This is a genomic window from Salinisphaera sp., assembly GCF_035690525.1.
Classification (GTDB): domain Bacteria; phylum Pseudomonadota; class Gammaproteobacteria; order Nevskiales; family Salinisphaeraceae; genus Salinisphaera.
The window spans coordinates 15890-34910 of record NZ_DASSKM010000158.1; the positions used below are offsets into that span (position 1 = coordinate 15890).

18 protein-coding genes and 1 other RNA gene are annotated in these 19021 nt (G+C 63.5%); 7 read left to right on the forward strand and 12 right to left on the reverse strand.

What is annotated here, in order from left to right; translation table 11 throughout:
• Positions 1 to 12: 12 nt before the first annotated feature.
• Together VFJ08_RS12170 and proC are read right to left on the reverse strand one after the other, a co-directional pair.
• The gene (locus VFJ08_RS12170) at positions 13 to 576 is read right to left on the reverse strand and encodes a YggT family protein (RefSeq protein WP_324997485.1); all 564 of its coding nucleotides are present in this window, start codon (positions 574 to 576) and stop codon (positions 13 to 15) included.
• A complete protein-coding gene (proC, locus tag VFJ08_RS12175) occupies positions 573 to 1403 on the reverse strand; it encodes a pyrroline-5-carboxylate reductase (protein ID WP_324997486.1) in 831 nt (276 codons plus the stop codon). Before proC ends, VFJ08_RS12170 begins: the two co-directional genes overlap by 4 nt.
• 234 nt (positions 1404 to 1637) lie before the next feature.
• Between proC and ilvA the strand changes: the two genes are divergently transcribed.
• The 3 genes from ilvA to VFJ08_RS12190 all read left to right on the forward strand — a co-directional run bounded on the left by ilvA (position 1638) and on the right by VFJ08_RS12190 (position 5437).
• A complete protein-coding gene (gene ilvA, locus VFJ08_RS12180; protein WP_324997487.1) occupies positions 1638 to 3215 on the forward strand; it encodes a threonine ammonia-lyase, biosynthetic in 1578 nt (525 codons plus the stop codon).
• Positions 3216 to 3380: 165 nt separating this feature from the next.
• Positions 3381 to 4343 carry a cation diffusion facilitator family transporter gene (locus VFJ08_RS12185; protein WP_324997488.1) on the forward strand — a complete coding sequence of 321 codons (963 nt, stop codon included), beginning with the start codon at positions 3381 to 3383 and terminating at the stop codon, positions 4341 to 4343.
• A gap of 2 nt (positions 4344 to 4345) precedes the next feature.
• The gene (locus VFJ08_RS12190; protein WP_324997489.1) at positions 4346 to 5437 is read left to right on the forward strand and encodes a glycosyltransferase family 9 protein; all 1092 of its coding nucleotides are present in this window, start codon (positions 4346 to 4348) and stop codon (positions 5435 to 5437) included.
• A 596-nt stretch (positions 5438 to 6033) separates the two neighbouring features.
• Here VFJ08_RS12190 and VFJ08_RS12195 read toward each other — a convergent pair.
• The 9 genes from VFJ08_RS12195 to VFJ08_RS12235 form a co-directional block, all read right to left on the reverse strand.
• Positions 6034 to 6510 (reverse strand): EVE domain-containing protein, encoded by a 477-nt coding sequence (locus VFJ08_RS12195; RefSeq protein ID WP_324997490.1) that lies wholly within the window; start codon positions 6508 to 6510, stop codon positions 6034 to 6036.
• Between the two features lie 35 nt (positions 6511 to 6545).
• Entirely contained in the window at positions 6546 to 7130 is a 585-nt protein-coding gene (locus VFJ08_RS12200; RefSeq protein WP_324997491.1) for a 5-formyltetrahydrofolate cyclo-ligase, read from the reverse strand.
• A gap of 27 nt (positions 7131 to 7157) precedes the next feature.
• A non-coding RNA gene (gene ssrS / locus VFJ08_RS12205) (6S RNA) lies at positions 7158 to 7338 on the reverse strand.
• A 53-nt stretch (positions 7339 to 7391) separates the two neighbouring features.
• Complete coding sequence (locus VFJ08_RS12210; RefSeq protein ID WP_324997492.1) at positions 7392 to 7721, reverse strand: cell division protein ZapA; 330 nt, start codon at positions 7719 to 7721, stop codon at positions 7392 to 7394.
• A 107-nt stretch (positions 7722 to 7828) separates the two neighbouring features.
• Entirely contained in the window at positions 7829 to 8026 is a 198-nt protein-coding gene (locus tag VFJ08_RS12215; RefSeq protein ID WP_324997493.1) for a hypothetical protein, read from the reverse strand.
• Positions 8027 to 8235: 209 nt separating this feature from the next.
• Positions 8236 to 9648: a DegQ family serine endoprotease gene (locus VFJ08_RS12220; protein ID WP_324997494.1), complete on the reverse strand. Its 1413-nt coding sequence runs from the start codon at positions 9646 to 9648 to the stop codon at positions 8236 to 8238.
• 99 nt (positions 9649 to 9747) lie between these two features.
• Positions 9748 to 10806, reverse strand: coding sequence for a protease SohB (sohB, locus tag VFJ08_RS12225; protein WP_324997495.1), 1059 nt, complete (start codon positions 10804 to 10806; stop codon positions 9748 to 9750).
• 51 nt (positions 10807 to 10857) lie between these two features.
• Complete coding sequence (gene hemH, locus VFJ08_RS12230; RefSeq protein WP_324997496.1) at positions 10858 to 11859, reverse strand: ferrochelatase; 1002 nt, start codon at positions 11857 to 11859, stop codon at positions 10858 to 10860.
• Positions 11860 to 12026: 167 nt separating this feature from the next.
• Entirely contained in the window at positions 12027 to 13310 is a 1284-nt protein-coding gene (locus tag VFJ08_RS12235) for an acetyl-CoA C-acetyltransferase (RefSeq protein WP_324997497.1), read from the reverse strand.
• A gap of 268 nt (positions 13311 to 13578) precedes the next feature.
• Here VFJ08_RS12235 and groES point away from each other — a divergent pair, with 268 nt between their 5' ends.
• The gene (gene groES, locus VFJ08_RS12240) at positions 13579 to 13866 is read left to right on the forward strand and encodes a co-chaperone GroES (protein WP_324997503.1); all 288 of its coding nucleotides are present in this window, start codon (positions 13579 to 13581) and stop codon (positions 13864 to 13866) included.
• 59 nt (positions 13867 to 13925) lie between these two features.
• A complete protein-coding gene (groL, locus tag VFJ08_RS12245) occupies positions 13926 to 15572 on the forward strand; it encodes a chaperonin GroEL (protein ID WP_324997498.1) in 1647 nt (548 codons plus the stop codon).
• 70 nt (positions 15573 to 15642) lie between these two features.
• Here groL and VFJ08_RS12250 read toward each other — a convergent pair whose 3' ends face one another.
• A complete protein-coding gene (locus VFJ08_RS12250) occupies positions 15643 to 16671 on the reverse strand; it encodes a class I SAM-dependent methyltransferase (protein WP_324997499.1) in 1029 nt (342 codons plus the stop codon).
• Here VFJ08_RS12250 and VFJ08_RS12255 point away from each other — a divergent pair.
• Positions 16597 to 17667 carry a glycosyltransferase family 2 protein gene (locus VFJ08_RS12255; RefSeq protein ID WP_324997500.1) on the forward strand — a complete coding sequence of 357 codons (1071 nt, stop codon included), beginning with the start codon at positions 16597 to 16599 and terminating at the stop codon, positions 17665 to 17667. The genes VFJ08_RS12250 and VFJ08_RS12255 overlap by 75 nt on opposite strands.
• Positions 17657 to 18922, forward strand: coding sequence for a glycosyltransferase (locus tag VFJ08_RS12260; RefSeq protein ID WP_324997501.1), 1266 nt, complete (start codon positions 17657 to 17659; stop codon positions 18920 to 18922). Before VFJ08_RS12255 ends, VFJ08_RS12260 begins: the two co-directional genes overlap by 11 nt.
• Positions 18923 to 19021 lie beyond the last annotated feature (99 nt).

Consider the following 19021-nt stretch of genomic DNA (forward strand, 5'->3'; position numbering starts at 1 on the left):
CGCGACGGCCCGTTAACGGAACAGCCCCGGCAGCGGCAGCAGCCGCGAGACCACCTCGAGCGCGATAATCACCACCAGCGGCGACAGATCGAGCCCGCCGATGGTCGGAATCACGCCGCGCACCGGGCGCAGCAGCGGCTCGTTGATCGTGAACAGGATCGCGGTGGCCGGGGTGTATCGGTTAGGCGAAATCCACGATAGCAGCGCCTGGATCAGAATGGTGAAGAAATACAGATCGCAGGCCAGGGTGATCATCTTGAGGATCGCCCAGGCCACTGAGGGCAGAAGCTGCGGCCCGAAGCCCGGCGCGCCCAGCGCCAGATCGATCTGAATCAGAATATAGGACAGGATCAGGCCGAACACCAGCGCCGGCACGTCCCAGTTGCGCCAGCGCGGAATCGCGTGGCGCAGGACGTTCACCGGCATACGGGTGGTCTGCCAGACGAACTGGGAGACCGGGTTCATGAAATCGGCGTGCACGAGCTGCAGGATCACCCGCAGCAGCACCACGATGATGTACAGCGACAACACCGTATCGACGAGGAACAGCAGGGCATTATTGGCGTTGTTGATCATGAAGACTCGGAATCGGACAGCTCTAGGGCGAGCCCGGCAGCGCGATCGGAGGCGGCATGCATGGCGCCGGCCACGAGCGCGTTCAAGTCGCCGGCTTCGAAGTGCGCCAACGCGGCGGCGGTGGTGCCGCCCTTGGACGTGACTTTCTTGCGCAGCGTGCCCGGGTCGTCGCCGGACTCGGTGGCCATGCGCGCCGCGCCCAATGCGGTCTGGAGCACCAGATCGCGGGCGGCGGTCTTATCCAGCCCCAGATCGCGCGCGCCGGCCATCATCGCTTCCATGAAGGCGAAGAAATAGGCCGGGCCGCTGCCCGAGGTGGCGATCACCGCATCGATGAGCGATTCGTCGTCGACCCAGGCGTTCAGGCCCGCGGTGGCCATGACGGTATCGGCCAGCTCGCGCTGTTCGGCGGTCGTGGCCTGATCGGCATACAGGCCGGTCGCGCCGACGCCCAGCAGCGACGGCGTGTTCGGCATGCAGCGGACATAGGCGAAATCGGCGCCGAGCCAGCCCCGCAGCGCGGCCAGAGGAATGCCCGCGGCGATCGAGAGGATCAGCGGCCGGGCGTCGCCGAAGACCGGCGCCAGCGCACGCACGGTTTCGGCCATGACCTGCGGCTTGACCGCGAGCACCACGGCGTCGGCGGCCAGATGCGCGGCCTCGGCCCGCGCCGCCGTGGTGACCCGGTACTGCCCGGCCAGCCGTTCGCGCTTGTCGGCGTTGTGATCGATTACGGTGATGGCGTCGCCCGCCCAGCCGGCGTTGCGTAGCCCGCTGATCAGGCTGGTCGTCATATTGCCGCCGCCGATGAATACGATGCTCTGCATCATGCCCCTCGCGTTGTGGGTGCGCCTGTTCAAAGCCGTCGCGCGGCCGCGGCCGAAGACCGCCGGTGGCTCGGTCGCGGCTTGCGCGCGCCGCGCCTGACGATTTCGCCGGGTCGTATTCGACCGCCCCAAGTGCCGGGCATGATACGTCAAGCGCGCACTTACGGGCGAGTCGACATAGTCCGGCGCGCGCCAAAGGTTTAGCATGGAGCGCTTTAGCAAGCCGTGTGCGCCATGAACAGCAGCCTGAAACAGACCGCCCTCGGCGGTTCGGCCGGCCCGATCGATGTCGGCGATGCCGAATATCTCAAGCGGATCAATGCGGCGCGGGTCTACGAGGTGGCGATTGAAACGCCACTGGTCGAGGCCGCCCAGCTGAGCCAGCGCCTCGGCAACCGGCTGTTCTTGAAGCGCGAGGACCTGCAGCCGGTGCACTCGTTCAAGCTGCGCGGCGCCTACAACAAGATCTCGCATCTCACCGACGAGGAAAAAGCGTGCGGCGTGATTTGCGCTTCGGCGGGCAATCACGCCCAGGGCGTGGCGCTGGCCGGTCGTAATCTCGGTATTCGCGCGGTGATCGTCATGCCGCGCACCACGCCGGCGATCAAGGTGCGCGCGGTGGCCGGTTTCGGCGGCGAGATCGTGTTACACGGCGACGGCTACGACGAGGCCGCGGCGCACGCCGCCGAGTTGATGGCGCGCGACGGACTGATCTATATCCATCCCTACGACGACCCCCATGTGATCGCCGGGCAGGGCACGATTGGCATGGAGGTCGTGCGCCAGCACCCGCAACCCATCCATGCCGTGTTCGTCTGTGTGGGCGGCGGCGGCATGCTGGCCGGCGTGGCGGCTTATATCAAGAGCGTACGCCCGGATATCCGCGTCATCGGCGTCGAACCCGAGGATGCGGCCAGCATGGGCGCGTCGCTGGCCGCCGGCGAGCGCGTCACGCTCGACGAGGTGGGCTTGTTCGCCGACGGCGTGGCGGTGAAGAAGGTCGGCGAGGAAACGTTTCGCGTTTGCCAGCGTCATGTGGACGCAATGATGACTGTGTCCATCGATGAAATGTGCGCGGCGATCCGCGATGTCTACGAGGACACGCGCGCGCTGACCGAGCCGGCCGGCGTGCTGGCGGTGGCCGGGGCGAAGAAATATGCCGCCGAAACCGGCATCGAGAACGAGCATCTGGTGGCCATTACTTCGGGCGCCAACGTCAATTTCGACCGGCTGTCCTATATCGCCGAGCGCGCGGAACTCGGCGAGCAGCGCGAGGCGCTGCTGGCGGTGACCCTGCCCGAGCGGCCCGGCGCGTTCTTGCAATTCTGTCGCACGATCGGCGACCGCTCGGTGACCGAGTTCGGTTATCGCTACGCCGACGAGGCGCGCGCGCAGATATTCGCCGGGATCAAGCTCAGCAACGGCATCGCCGAGCGCGACGCGCTGATCGATACGCTGCGCGCGGCCGGCTACGACGTGCTGGACATATCGCGCAACGAGATGGCCAAGCTGCACGTGCGCCATATGGTCGGCGGGCGGGCGGCCGGCGCCGGTTCGGAGATCCTGTTCCGGGTGCAGTTCCCCGAACGCCCGGGCGCGCTGCTGCGATTCCTCGAGGCGATGGGCGATCGTTGGAACATTTCGCTGTTCCATTACCGCAACCACGGTCATGCGCACGGCCTGGTGTTGCTGGGCATCCAGGTCGCGCCCGAGGATCGTGAGGCCTGCCGGGCCGCGCTCGATTCGATTGGCTACGACTATGCCGAGGAAACCGACAACCCCGTCTACCAACGCTTTCTGCAGGCCGGCTGAGAGGGTATCTACAAAACTACTGCGCTTGCCATTTCGGCCTGTGGCGTGCTCGAAATGCTCACATATTATTCATACGCTGCGCTTTCTGTGCTCCGGGCGTGCCCAAACTGACGGCGCACGCTACGTTTTGTAAACACCCTCTGAAGCTTTGTTCAAGAGCGACCGATGTCCGAATCCAACTCGAAGACGGTGATCCTGGCCGCCCTGACCGGAAATTTCCTGGTCGCGGTCAGCAAATTCGTGGCTTCTTTCATCACCGGCAGTACCGCGATGATGGCCGAGGGCATTCACTCGGTGATCGATACCGGTAACCAGGCGTTGTTGCTCTACGGCATGCGCCGCGCGAAAAAACCGCCGGACGCGAAATATCCGTTCGGCTACGGCAAGGAGATCTATTTCTGGAGCTTCATGGTCGCGGTGCTGCTGTTCACGATCGGCGCCGGCGTATCGATCTATGAAGGGGTGGAAAAAGTCATGCACCCCCACCCGATTGATCATCCCTACATCAACTACGGTGTGCTCGGACTGGCGATATTGTTTGAAGGCACGAGCTGGCTGATCGCGGCCCGCGAATTCCGGCGGGTCAAGGGCGGTTGGGGCGTGCTGGAAGCCGTGCGCCGCGGCAAGGACCCGAACAAGTTTCTCGTGTTGTTCGAGGATACGGCCGCGATCGGCGGTCTCCTGCTCGCGGCCGCCGGCCTGGCTCTGGTCCAGAGTACCGGCCTCGAGGTCTTCGACGGCATCGCCTCGATCGGTATCGGCTGCCTCCTGGCGTTTTCGTCGGTATGGCTCGCGGTCGAGACCAAGGGGCTTCTGATCGGCGAATCGGCCAACCGATACGTGGTGCAGCAGATCGAGAATATCGTGGGACGGCATCCGTCCGTGGACCGGGTCAACGAGGTGCCGACGATGCATATCGGGCCGGAATACGTGCTGGCCAACATCAGCCTGCGATTCAAGTCCGACCTGTCGGGCGAGCAGTTACAAAACGCTATCGCCGATATGGACCGTCGGATCAAACAGGAATGCCCGACCGTCAAGCGCGTTTTCATCGAGGCCGAATACGAGGCCGATACGCCGCCTTCGCATGCCGACGAAGCCGATACGCACAAAACAATCGGCCACTGACCGTGGCCGTTCGGGGTTCGCCGGCGGGACCGCCTCAGCGCGTCTGTATTCTGCGGCTTTCCGCGCTGGGCGATTGCGCCAACGTGGTGCCGGTGGTGCACACCCTGCAAGCGGCCCGGCCCGACATCGAGATCTGCTGGGTGATCAATCGTATCGAGGCCCAATTGGTCGCGGATCTGCCCGGCGTGGAATGCTTGATCTACGATAAGCGCGGCGGGCGCGAGGGCATCGCCGCGCTCAAGCGCGTGTTGTCCGGCCGGCGTTTCGATGCGCTGCTGGACATGCACGCGAGCTGGCGGGCGAATCGGATCAGTTTATTGGTGTCCGCGGACCGGCGGATCGGCTTCGACCGGCGCCGCGCGCGCGACGGCCAGAGATGGTTCGTGCGCGAGCGGATCGCGCCGGTGGCGAGCCGGCACGTGGTCGACGGCTTCCTGGCGTTCGCGGCGGTACTCGGCGCCGATACGCCGGTGTTCGACTGGCGTGTGCCGATCGCCGATACCGACCGGCAACACGCGGCGGCCCTGCTCGAGGTGGCGCGCGATCCGCGCCCGATTCTGTTCATCAGCCCGTGTTCTAGCCACGGCATGCGCAACTGGCAGGCCGAGCGCTATGCCGCCGTGGCTGATCACGCGATCCGCGCCCACGGTATGCGTTGCGTGATCGTCGGCGGGCCGAGCCCGGCCGAGCGGGCGATGGGCGAGGCGATCATGGCCGCCATGAAGGAGTCGGCGATCGATCTCATCGGACAGACCAACCTCAAGCAACTGCTGGCCTTATTCGAGCACGGCCGAATCCTGCTGACGCCCGATTCCGGGCCGGCGCATATGGCCAATGCCACGGACATCGCCACCATCAGCCTGCACGCGGCGACCGATCCGCGTCGCAGCGGCGCTTATCGCTCGCGCGAGCTGTGTGTGGACTACTTCGCCGAAGCCGCGTCGCGCTATCGCGACAGTACGCCGGACGGCCTGAAGTGGGGCACCCGTATCGAGAATGACGAGGGGGTGATGGCCTTGATTCCGGTCGCGGCTGTCACTGCGCGTATCGATGAGGTGATGGCTCGTGGGGTGTCGTCGGAGGCGCGTGCTTGAGTTCTTATCCTTGAGGCTCATCGGGATTAGGGTTTCGCGCTGATGCGCGAGCCACTTTTATTTGTTTGCCCAAATAAAAGTAGCCAAAACAAAGGGCACCCGACACGGCGCCGGCTGCGCCGGTGCACTGCGATGCTCGCGGCGACGGGATGCGGTCAGAACTCGGGCCGCTTTGGCGGCCCTCAAACAGGCTGACCGCACCGGCGCAGTGCGCCGGACACCCGTCGCCACTGTGCGTCTCCGTCGCCGTGTAACGGGACTAAATACAGGCAAGCCCACCCTCGGCACGGCGGACCCGCGCTGTATTCGGGTCCCCCTTGGGCGTAGCGCCGAGCAGTGGAGGCCGTAAGAGGAAAAGACGGCCGTGTGTCTGAGTGCCGCGTAGCGGCGCGAGTTTCGCGGCTGTCCCTCTTGCGGCCGGAACCGCGCAGGGTACCGATGCGTAGCATAGGCGCAAGACAGGGTGTCTTTTCCTTTGCTTCCTTTCGTTTGGACAAGCAAACGAAAGGGAGTCGCGCAGCAGCGCGAAACCCCAAGTCGAATATTACCCGCTGAGTTGCCGTATCCGCGAAACGTCGCCGCGGCTGCGGAACGGGCTATTCCGCGTCGGCGTTCTCCATCCCGAGAATAAAATCCCAGTGTTCCTTCTCGATCGGCATGACCGACAGCCGGTTGCCCTTGCGCACGAGCGGCAGGCCCTCGAGCTCATCGGCATGATCCTTGATCTCGGACAGCGGGATCACGCGATCCAGTTCGCGTTCGTAGGTTACATCCACGCGATACCAGCGTGGATTGTCGGGGTCGGACTTGGGATCGTAGTGTGGGTCCTTCGGATCGAAGGCGGTGTCGTCCGGGTAGCCTTCGCGCGAAATGCGCATGATGCCAACCACGCCCGGCACTTTGGTGTTCGAATGGTAGAAGAAGGCCAGGTCGCCCTCGCTCATGTCGTCGCGCATGAAGTTGCGCGCTTGATAGTTGCGAACTCCGTCCCAGCCTTCGGTTTGCCGCGGGCGGTTTTTCAGGTCTTCGATGCTGAACTCGTCCGGTTCGGACTTCATCAGCCAGTAGCGCATGGTGTTGCCTTGTGGTGAATGCGATCCGACCGATTCTACCGCGAGTGCGCCCAGCGTCGTTGGTATACGCGGCGCTCGGTCGCGATGGCCGTCAGACTAATGTCCCAGGGCCGGGGCTCGATGGCGTTTAGACGCTGGCATTCGAAGGCCAGCCCGATACGCGTTGGGCCGCGATAGGCGAGATGGCTTACCGGTGCCAGCGTGCGATCGTAGAATCCGCCGCCGAGACCGATGCGGTTCGCCGCCCGGTCGAAGCCGACCAGCGGCATGATCAGCACGTCCAACGTGTTGGTTGCATGGCTCCAGCCGCCGGGCTCGTGCACGCCGAGCGTCGAACGCCGCCAGCGTTGATCGCGGCGTGCCGCCACGAAACGCAGCGTGTCGCCGCACACACGAGGAAAATAGAACCGCGGCGGGCGCGGGCCGAGCAGATCGATTAGGCCGCGCGGATCGATTTCGCTGGCCAGTGGGCGGTAGATTCCGATCCGGCGTGCGCGGCGGATGACCGGCAGTCGTGCCAGGCGCCGGCAGGCGAGTCGGGCGGCGCGGCGGCGGTCAGCGGCGCTCAGCTTCCGGCGGGCGGACAGAGCGATCTTGCGCTGATCGGCGACTCGGGCCATGGACTGACGATCGGGAAAATGAAAACCGACATTCCCGCGCGTGCCGTCAGTCATCCACTATCCTTGAGACAAGCGCTCAAGTGGGGCGCTCCGCGACGCATTAGGTTTCCCGCAGCAAGGCGGGCGTACTCACCTGCGCCGGTTCCCACCCCTGGTAAGGTAATTAGGCTCAAGGGAACCGGGAGACCGTCGAACACCGCAGGAATGCCGGCACCAGTATGGTACGCCGTGGCCCGGGTGCTGACAAACGGCGCCGACGCGTCAGCCGGAGGAATCCAGCGCCGATTCGATCCGCAACTGGAGCTGGGACAGGCGTTCGGCCATCTCTTCGTCGCTATCGGCCAGCCCCGCGGCCCGGCGCTCGACATGGCGCTGTAGATCGAGCAGGTCGCGGGCGATGTTGAGCGCGGCCATGATGGCGATGCGTTCGGTGCCCAGCGTCTTGCCCTGACGCTGGATCGCGCCCATGCGCCGGGACAGATGCTCGGCCGAACGCAGCAGCGCCTCGCGTTCGCCTTCCGGGCAGGCCACGGAGTAGTCCCGGCCGAGAATGCGCACCGTCAGTGCCGTCTGTGTCTTGTCTGTACCCATGATTTTGCCCGTGCCATTGGTCACGCCCCCATCGGGGTCCCAGAGGTTGGCCTGTCCCTGCCCGATCCGAGTTTCGAGTTAATCATAAACGCTGTCTTTGAACAGGCTCAGGCGTTATTGGCTTCGGTTTCGAGGGCGCGAATACGCTCGATCACGCCGTTCAAACGTTCGCGAATCTCGCGATGACGCTGGGTTTGTGCCTCGTGAGCGGCCTTGAGCGCATCGTAATTCGCCTGCAGACGGCGATGCGCGGCCAGCAGGGCATGGACCTGCGCTTCGAATTCGGCGAGATCGAACTGACTCATGACGGGCTCCTGCAACTCGTTCGAGTATAGCGATGCCACCGGGACGGACCAAACGGCTTCCCGGACGAGCGCTCGCGGAACGTCGCGCACACAAGCGATTCGAGCACCGGCCGGGCCCGAAATGACAAGCGCAGTAGTTTTATAAACGTCCCGCACAAGAGAAAGCCCGGCGGAGCCGGGCTTTCTCGATCCGCATCGGGTGCGGCAGTCTACTGGATCAACAGGAACATCGCGCCCCGGCCGCGTCGGACGTGCAGCAACAGCTGATCAGTGTCCGGGCCCGCGAACTTGTGCAGCTGCGATACCTTGCTGATCGGGTGACGGTTGACCGACGTGATCACGTCGCCCGGCCGCAAGCCCGCTTGAGCCGCGGGACTGCCGGGCTGAACGTCGGTCACTTCGATGCCCTGGACTTCGCCGGCCAACGGGTTGTCGTCGGTCAACGGGCCAAACTGGGCGCCGGCCAGGTTCTCGTTCAATGCGCCCCCGGTGGTGACACCGCCGACACCGGTCATGGACGATGCCTTGGCGAGCGTGGCGTGAACCTGTTTTTGCTCGCCGTCGCGCAACAGCGTGATCGTGACCTTGTCGCCCGGCGAACGCAGCCCGATGGCGTTCTTGAGATCGGAGAAGTTGTCGATCGGCTCTCCGTTGACCTGGGTGATCACGTCACGCTGTTTGATGCCCGCCTCGGCCGCCGGCGAGTTCGGCATGACCTGGGCGATCACGACCCCCTGGTCGACCTTCAGACCGAAGGCCTTGGCCAATTCGGGGGTGAGGTTCTGGCCGACCACGCCCAGCATGCCGCGCTTGACCGTGCCGTACTTGACGAGTTGTTGATAAACCGACTTGACCAAGTTCGACGGAATAGCAAAGCCGATGCCGATATTGCCGCCGGTCTTCGACAGGATTTCGCTGTTGATGCCGACCAGTTGGCCCTTGAGGTTGAGCAGGGCGCCGCCCGAATTGCCCGGGTTGATCGAGGCATCGGTCTGGATGAAGTTCTGGTACAGATTGCCGCTTGCGCCGCTCGGGCTGCCGATGTGACGGCCCAGGCCACTGACGATACCCGAGGTTACGGTTTGGCGTAGACCGAATGGGTTGCCGACGGCGACCACGAAGTCACCGACCTGGAGCTTGTCCGAATCGGCGAGCTTGAGTTCGGTTAGATTATCGGCCTTGATCTGGATTACCGCCAGGTCGGTTGCCGGATCGGTGCCCACGATCTCGGCCTTGAACTCCCGGTTGTCCTTGAGGCGAACCTCGATCTTCTGCGCATCCTTGACCACGTGATAATTGGTCACGATATAGCCCTTGTCCGCATCGACGATCACGCCGGAGCCGATCGCCGTGGGATGACGCACCTGCGGCTGCTGTCGCGGTGCATTGAAGAACTGCCGGAAGAACGGATCGTTGAACAGCGGATTGCGCGGCATCTGTTGCGCTTCGCCGGTCACGACCACGTTCACCACAGCCGGCAATACGCCTTTTAGCATCGGATGTAACGACGGGTTTTTGCCGGAGAGCATGCCGCTGGGCACGGTAGCCTGGGCGCTCGTAGCCAACAGCGCCAGGATCAGAATGAAGAAGGCGCGATAGCGCAGAGATGCGAGTTGTGTCATAGGTCCTTACTCGTCGGTATTACCAAACGGCCGATGGTGCCGGCCACGTCCCCAGCCCTGTGACCGCCAGTCGGCCCACGAGTTTCATGGAGTTCGGGATCAATACCGGGAGGTCCCGATTTCGGCGCGGGTAAGCCCTTGCTCGTGAATGGTTTTTGCGATCGCGCGGCCGGTTTGTCCGGTCAGTCTGGCCATCAGCCCCCGGGGTGAGCGAGTCGCGATCGTGAACACGTCGCGTTCCGCGCGCGCGGCGGCGAGCATTACGTCGTCGCTGGTGGCAATCTCGTCGACCAGGCGTCGCTCGAGGGCCTGACTGGCGTACCAGTGCTCGCCGGTGGCCACGGCATCGACATCAAGACCGGGCCGATGCTCGGCCACGAAGCGCTTGAACAGAACATGGGTGTCTTCCAGTTCTTCGCGGAATTTCTCGCGGCCGGCTTGCGTATTCTCGCCGAATACGGTGAGTGTGCGCTTATGGTCGCCGGCGGTATGCATCTCGAAATCGATGTGCTTGTCGGACAACAAGCGGTGAAAGTTCGGCAGTTGGGCGACCACCCCGATCGAGCCGACGATGGCGAACGGCGCGGCGACGATGCGATCGCCCACGCAGGCCATCATGTAACCACCGCTGGCCGCTACGCGATCCACCGACACGGTCAGCCGGATGCCGGCGTCGCGCAGCCGTTTGAGCTGTGACGCGGCCAGGCCGTAGCTGTGGACCATGCCGCCACCGGATTCCAGGCGCAGCAGTACTTCGTCATCGGATTCGGCGACCTGGAGCAGGGCGTTGATCGATTCGCGCAGCCCGTCGACCGCCGAGGCCCGGATATCGCCGTCGAAGTCGAGCACGAACAAACGCCGCGGCGCATGTTTCTTGCCCAGCTTTTCGGCCTTGGCCTTTTGCTTGGCTTCTTTCTTGCGCTGCTTGGCGCGGGCCTTCTTTTCGGCGTTGTTGAGCAGGGCGTCGGACAGCGTGTCGGCCATGCGATCGAGCCGGTCGTTGACGCGCTCGACCGTCAGCCGTCGGCTCTTCTCGCGCCGCAGGCTGAGCGCGCTGGACGTCAGCACGATCACCACGACGGCGATCGCGGCGACCACGGTGGCGGCCTCGGCCAAAAACAGGCCGTAGTCGAGACCGAAGGTGGCGAGCCAGTGCATGGGTATGCTCCGTGAGTCGGCAATCAATGGCGCAAGGAAGGGCCCGATGGGTCACACCCAGCCGGCCAACTCCTCGCGAATTAAACGCGCGAACATTTCGATATGATCGTCGCGGTCGTTGAGCGCAGGAATATACCGCAACGACTCGCCGCCGGCTTGTTCGAAGTAGCCGCGGTTTTCCTCGCGGATTTCTTCCAGCGTTTCCAGACAGTCGGCCGAAAAACCGGGGCAGATCACATCCACGGTGTTAATCGCCGGGTCCGCGCCCCAAGCCTTCATGGTCTGGTCGAGATACGGCTGGAGCCAGGGCTCGCGGCCGAAACGCGACTGGAAGCAGACCTTGTATTGGTTGCGCGACAGGCCCAGTTCCGCCGCCAGCAGCTGCGCGGTAATGCCGCAGTCGCGCGGATAAGGATCGCCCTGTTTCACGTAGCGCTTGGGGATGCCGTGGAATGAGATCACCAGCTTGTCGGCCCGGCCGTGCGCGGCCCAGTGTTCGCGCACCGAGTTCGCCAGCGCCGCGATATAGCCCGGATCGTCGTGGTAGCGGTTGATCTGGCGCAGGGCCGGCGGCTCCGGCCAGTCTTCCAGCACCTCGCTCACCTTGTCGAAAGTCGTGGCCACGGTGGTGGCCGAATACTGCGGGTACGCCGGGAAGACGAGCACTTTCCGGCAGCCGGCGGCGTGCAACTCTTCCAGGGCCGACTCGATCGAGGGATTGCCGTAGCGCATGCCGAGCGCCACATGGATCGGCCGGGACAGCTGGGCCTCCAGACGGGCTTGAATACCGGCGGCCTGGCGCCGGGCGTAGACGATCAGCGGCGAGCCCTCGTCCATCCAGATCGAGCGATAGCTTCGGGCCGACCGGCTCGGCCGGAAGGTGAGAATGATGCCGTACAGAATCGGCAACCACGCCGCGCGGTTCAAATCGATCACCCGGCGATCGCTTAAAAACTCGCGCAGATAGCGACGGACCGCGGGTGTCGACGCATCGTCCGGGCTGCCCAGGTTCGTGAATAGGACGCCGACGGGGGCGGGGTCGTCGCGATTCATTATCGGTGCTCGCTATCGTCTCAAGTTTTTGCTACGTCGGGGCAATCGTTCGCGGATACAAGCGCCGCCCGGAAACCGAGCGGCGCTGCGGCAGAATCCGGGCGGGCCTAATCGAAGCGACGAAGCGTACGGCCGGTCCTGCGGCCGCTTTGCAACACGCGGTGCGCTTATTTTTCAAGTATCGCGGTGACTCCCTGGCCCCCGGCGGCGCAGATCGAGATCAGCCCGCGGCCCGAGCCGGCCTCGTCCAGGATCTTGGCCAGCGTCGCCACGATGCGCCCGCCGGTGGCCGCGAACGGATGACCGAGGCCGACCGAAGAACCCTTGATGTTGAGCTTGGACATATCGATCGAGCCGAGCGGCTCGGTGCGGCCCAGGCGCTCGACGCAGTATTTCTTCGACTCCCAGGCCTTGAGTGTGCATAGCACCTGGGCGGCGAACGCCTCGTGGATCTCGTAGAAATCGAAATCGGCCAGCGTCAGGCCGGCCGCGTCGAGCATATCGGGTACGGCGTAGGTCGGCGCCATGAGCAGCCCTTCGCCGCCGTCGACGTAGTCCACCGCGGCGGTACGCGCATAGGGCGTAAAGTAGGCCAGAATCGGTAGCCCGCGCGCCTTCGCCCATGCTTCGCTGGCCAACAGTACGCTCGAGGCTCCGTCGGTCAGCGGTGTGGAGTTGCCGGCGGTCAGCGTGCCGTTGTCCTTGTCGAAGGATGGCTTGAGCTTGGACAGCTGCGCCATGTCCGTGTCCGGCCGCAGGTTGTTATCGCGTTCGACGCCGAGGTAGGGAAAGACCAGGTCGTCGTAGAAACCGTCGGCATAGGCCTGGGCCGCGTTCTTATGGCTGGCGAGTGCCAGTTCATCCTGGGCGCGGCGCGATATCTTCCACTCCTTGGCCATGAGTTCGCAGTGTTCGCCCATCGACATGCCGGTGCGCGGCTCGGTCACGTCCGGCAGGTTCGGCACCAGATGGCGGGGCCGGAGTTTGGCGAGCAGCCGGGCGCGTTCGCCACCGGATCTTGCGCGGTTGATGTCGAGCAGAATCCGGCGCAGATCCTCGTTGACCGCGACCGGCGCATCCGACGTGGTGTCGGTGCCGCCCGCAATGCCGGACTCCATCTGGCCCATGGCGATCTTGTTGGCGATTAGGATCGTGGTTTCCAGGCTGGTGCCGCAGGCTTGCTGGACATCGAAGGCCGGCGTATGCGGGTCCAGATCGGTGCCGAGCACGGCCTCGCGCGTCAGATTGAAATCGCGGGAGCGCTTGAGCACGGCGCCGGCGGCGACCTCGCCGATGCGCTCGCCGGCCAAGCCGTATTTTTCCGACAGCGCCTTGAAAGTGGCGGTCAGCAGATCCTGATTGGATTGATGAGCATACGCCGTGTTGGCACGACAGAAGGGAATCCGGGCGCCGCCGACGATGGCGACGCGACGCATTGTGGACTCGGCCATGAAACCTCCGGGATCACCGGGCACGCGGCCCGGCATGATGCGATGCGTGTTGAACGATACTGCCTCAGTTCGATTCCAACAAGAAATCGTTTCGCTTTCTCGGCGCTGTCCGACTGTTAAAAATTTACGCGCCGGCTCTTGAAAGGGCTTTGGGAGCCCGCATCAATGGCGGTGATCAAGATTGCCAACCGGCAATCATGGTGGCGGCAATGAGCCGCTGGGGCTTTTTCCAATCAACAACCTTCACAGTTTCGAGGAGAAGGGTGGCATGAATATCCGTCCTCTACATGACCGCATCGTAATCAAGCGGATCGAAGAAGAGCAGAAGACGGCCGGAGGTATCGTCATTCCCGATTCGGCGGCCGAAAAGCCGCAGCGCGGCGAAGTGGTCGCGGTCGGCAATGGCAAACCGCTGGACAACGGCGAGATCCGCAAGCCCGAAGTCAAGGTCGGCGACAAGGTGATGTTCGGCAAGTTCTCGGGGACCGAGATCAAGGTCGACGGCGACGAAGTCGTCGTGATGCGCGAGGACGACATCCTGGCGGTGCTGGCTTAACGGCCCGTCTGGCGCATCCATCGGTCAACCACCAATCAACGAATTAAGGATAACTAGCAATGGCTGCTAAGGAAGTACGTTTCGGCGAAGACGCGCGTCAGCGTCTGGTCCGCGGTGTCAACACCCTGGCCAACGCGGTGAAGGTCACGCTGGGCCCGAAGGGTCGCAACGTGGTGCTCGACAAGAGCTTCGGCGCGCCGACCATCACCAAGGACGGTGTCTCCGTCGCCAAGGAAATCGAGCTCGACGACAAGTTCGAGAATATGGGCGTTCAGATGGTCAAGGAAGTCGCTTCCAAGACCTCCGACATCGCCGGCGACGGCACCACCACCGCCACGGTTTTGGCCCAGGCCATCGTGCGCGAAGGCGTGAAGGCCGTCTCCGCGGGCATGAACCCGATGGACTTGAAGCGCGGCATCGACAAGGCGGTCGACGCGGCGGTCGAGGAACTGGCCCGTTTGTCCAAGCCCTGCGACGACGAAAAAGCGATCGCCCAGGTCGGCTCGATTTCGGCCAACTCCGACGAGGAGATCGGCAAGATCATCGCCGACGCCATGAACAAAGTCGGCAAGGAAGGCGTGATCACGGTCGAGGAAGGTTCCAGCCTGTACAACGAGTTGGACGTCGTCGAAGGCATGCAGTTCGATCGCGGTTACCTCTCGCCGTACTTCGTCACCGACAACCAGACGATGACGGCCGAGCTGGACAACCCCTATATCCTGCTGCACGACAAAAAGATCTCCAACATCCGCGACATGCTGCCGCTGCTGGAGAACGTCGCCAAGCAGAACCGTCCGCTGGTGATCGTCTCCGAAGACGTCGAGGGTGAAGCGCTGGCTACGCTGGTGGTCAACAACATGCGCGGCATCGTCAAGGTCGCCGCCGTCAAGGCGCCCGGCTTCGGCGATCGTCGCAAGGCGATGCTGGAAGACATGGCCGTTTTGACCGGCGGTCAGGTGATCTCCGAAGATCTCGGCATGACGCTGGAAGGCGCCACGCTCGAGCATCTGGGTGAGGCCAACAAGGTCCAGATCTCCAAGGAAAACACCACCATCATCGATGGCAAGGGCGGAAACTCCGACATCGAGTCGCGCATCAAGCAGATCCGCGCTCAGATCGAGGACTCTTCCTCGGACTACGACAAGGAGAAGCTGCAGGAACGCGTAGCCAAGCTCGCCGGCGGCGTGGCGCTGATCAAGGTCGGGGCCGCCACCGAAGTCGAGATGAAAGAGAAGAAGGCCCGCGTCGAAGACGCCCTGCACGCCACCCGCGCGGCGGTCGAAGAAGGTATCGTGCCCGGCGGCGGCGTGGCTTTCCTGCGCGCCCTCAAGGCGATCGAGAAAATCAAGGGCGCCAATCAGGATCAGGATACCGGTATCAGCATCCTGCGTCGTGCGGTCGAAGAGCCGCTGCGCCAGATCGTGCACAACAGCGGCGCCGAGCCGTCCGTGGTGGTCAACGAAGTGCTTTCCAAGGAAGGTAACTACGGCTACAACGCGGCCACCGGCGAGTACGGCGACATGGTCAAAATGGGCATTCTCGACCCGACCAAGGTCAGCCGTACCGCGCTGCAGAACGCGGCCTCCATCGCCAGCCTGCTGCTGACCACGGAAGCCTCCATTGCCGACATCCCGGACGATAACGACAAGGGCGGCGCCGACATGGGCGGTATGGGCGGCATGGGTGGTATGGGCGGCATGATGTAGTATGCCGTCTCGCCCAATGCGAGCCAGAAGAAGCCCCGCCTCGCGCGGGGCTTTTTTGTTGGGGGGCAGGTCAGATGCTTATGGAGCGGGAACCGCGCACCAGCACGGCCGCGCCTTTCTCCGTCGATGGGGATTGGAGCCGAAATTCCGGGAACTCCTTGAGCCAGCGTTCCACGACCTGCTGCTCGCTCTTGCGCGCGGCATCGTCCAATATCAGCAAGCAATCGGGCGAAAGCTTGTCGTATACTGCCGGCAACGATGGGTAGCGCGCCCAAGGGTTCAAGTGGCTCGGCGGGCCGTCGACCACGATCATGTCGATATCGGCCGGCAGGTTCTCGATAGAGCCGCCGCCATACCATTCGATAACTTCGCCGGCGTCGTCCAAAAATTGCGAGGGCCGCAAGGGCTCGTAATGGATTTCGGCGTGGGAGTCGAGGCCGTGTTTCTGCAGTTGTTCGCGAGTGCGCTGTGCGAACGAGTCGTCATGGTCGTAGGAATGAATCCCGCAATTAGTGGCCTGGGAGGCTCGGTAAGCGCACACCAGGGTGGAACTGCCGCCCCCGAATTCGACGATGACGCGCGGCCTGTGCTCATCAATCAAATCAACGAGAAGTAGGCCGAAATCCGGTGAAATCGCCCATTCTCTTAGCATGGGCAAAGGCCGGACAGGCTGCAGCAGGTCTCGAAGTTCCAGAAATGCAGCGATTTGTCGAAACTCGTTCATGAGTACGGCCGCATGCCTTGTTTCGGCTCTTTTCTGGCGGCGCCTAAGTTTCTCCTGCTCAGCTCGAGTTTTAAACACCATGGCCAGCGTAAAGAGCGCAATGACGACGGTGGCGCAATTCAGTATCGTTACGAACATTTCGAGAGAGCCTTCGGTGGATATTTCGGCCGCCTGTAAAGCGGCCCGAAGTGCATCGGAGCGTCTTGTGCAGGCGAACGGCGTGCAAGAATGATCATCGGCAAGACAGCCCACATCGCGCGGGCATGCTAGCGCCAAATAACCAGTTACTGGGAAAACCGCATGCAGAATACGCCAAGCGCGCCACGAGTCAGCGTTTTCATTCCGGCATTCAATGCCGAGCGCTATATTGCTCAAGCGATAGAGAGCGTGCTGTCGCAGACGTGGTCCGATTTCGAGCTGCTCATTATCGACGACGGCTCGACCGACAACACATCCGCGGTGCTTGATCGTTACGCGGGCGACGCGCGTGTCCGTATCGAGTACAACGATAGCAATCGCGGCACGCCGTGGACCCGCAACCGCGGTCTCGAAATGGCACGCGGCGAATACATCGCGCTGCTGGACGCCGATGATGTCTGCATGCCGGATCGGCTTGAAGAGCAAGTCGCCTTTTTGGATCGGCGCCCGGATATCTCGGTGCTCGGGACTCGTGTCGCAAAAAGCGATGAAGAAGGGCGGGCACTGCCGATCGACCGGCGCCGTCGGCAATGGTTCGAACCGGACGACATCGCTGTGGAAATGCTTTTCAGCTGCCCGATTCTGCAGCCCACGATGATGGCTCGTAGCGCCGTGCTGAAGGCGTACGGCTACGATCTTGATTTTCCGGTGGCGCAGGATTACGAGCAATTCGTTCGAATGGCTTGTGAACAGCGGTTCGCGGTGCTGCCCCAAGCTCTGACTCTTTATCGTCAGCACGCCACGCAGGCGACTTCGGCGAAAGTTGAACAGATGCGCGCTGCGCGCCACCGCCTTCAGGCCCGTCAACTGGCCGAACTCGGTGTGGATTTCGACGCCAGCGATGTGGCCCGTCACGATCTTCTGTTCAAGTTCAAGGGACGCCGCTTGTTTCAAGAGCTCAATGGCGGCGAACTCGACATCGAGTTCGTACGCTGGGCGCGAGACTGGATCGAACGGCTGCTCGCCGCGAACGCGCGCCGGGGTCGCTATCCGGAGCCGGCTTTTTCGCGGATCGTGGTTGCGCGCTGGGCGTTTGTCTGCCACAAAACGGCTTCCGGTCCGGCCGGATGGGCTGCGTGGCGCGAATTTTTCGCCGCGCGGCATCTGGCCGGAATCTATTTGCAAACCTCGCCGGGTCGGGCGCAGTCGGCGTGGGCGCGGCGTGGTCGTTGAGCAGGCGCCCCCGGTTCGTGTCGCGTTCTATCTTTCCGCTTTTGCAGGCGGCGGTCTTGAGCGGGTCACGCTATGCTTGATGCGTGGGCTGATCGCGCGCGGCTATGCGGTCGACTTGGTGCTGGAACGAAAACAGGGCGATTACCTGGCGCGGATACCCGCAAGCGTCCGAGTCGTCGGGCTGGAGTCGGGCGGCAAGTGGCGCGCATGCCGCCGGCTGCTTCGAGGCTGGCCCCGGGAAGGGCTGGCGCAGGCCATTCGCATGCTGACGCCGAAAAGCCGCTACATTCCGTTGCGGCGCCTGTCGAGCCTGGTCGATTACATCGAGCGGACCAAGCCGGATGTGATGATCGCGGCGGCCGGCCGTGTGCCGTTTCTCGAGATCTGGGCGGCGCGGCTGGCCAAACATCCGGTTCGAACCGTCATTGCAGAACACAGCACGCTCTCGGCTCGGCTTGATGCTTTCCGCCGCGACGCACACGCCTATCGCGCGCTGCGGTATCGGCGGCATCTGATGCGTCGTCTTTATCCCGCCGCCGACGCGCTGATCGCCGTCTCGCGCGGAGTGGCTGCCGATGTGGCGCGCGAAGCCAGGCTTTCCGCGAGTCGAATCGAGGTCATCCATAACCCGGTGGTAGACCCGGCCGACCTGAAAAACGACGCGCCATCGCCGGATCATGCCTGGTTCGCACCGGCGCAGACGGAACCCGTCGTGCTTGCCGCCGGGCGTCTTGCCCCGGAAAAAGACTTCGCGATGCTCATCGAGGCCGTTGCAAGCGCGCGTAGCCGGGGATGTGCGTTGCGGCTGATGATCCTCGGGGAAGGACCGGAGCGCTCACGTTTGGAACAACGCGCGCGGCGGCTCGGCATTGCGGATGCCGTGGCGCTGCCGGGCTGGGTCGATGAGCCACAGGGGCACATGGCCCACGCGGCTGTATTCGCCTTGTCCTCCCGGGTCGAAGGCCTGCCGGTTGCGTTGATCGAGGCGATGGCCTGCGGATGTCCGGTGGTGGCCACGGATTGCCCGAGCGGGCCGCGAGAAATTCTCGAAGACGGTCGTCTTGGCCGCTTGGTGCCGGTCGGTGATGAACGGGCGATGGGCGAGGCGCTATGCGCTGCGCTCGCCGAGCCGCCGGACCGGCGGGCGTTGCAAACGCGCGCGGCGGAATTCGCGATCGAGCCGGCGATCGATGCCTATCAGCGCCTGATCGACCGCCTGATATGGATTGACCTGTCAACTACGACTTGTGACTGATTCATGATTTGTGTGCTGCAGCATGCCCTTGGAACAGAACACGGACGGCTGATGCGACGGTAGATCACTCTGATATACGTGGATTGGGTACCGACCTGA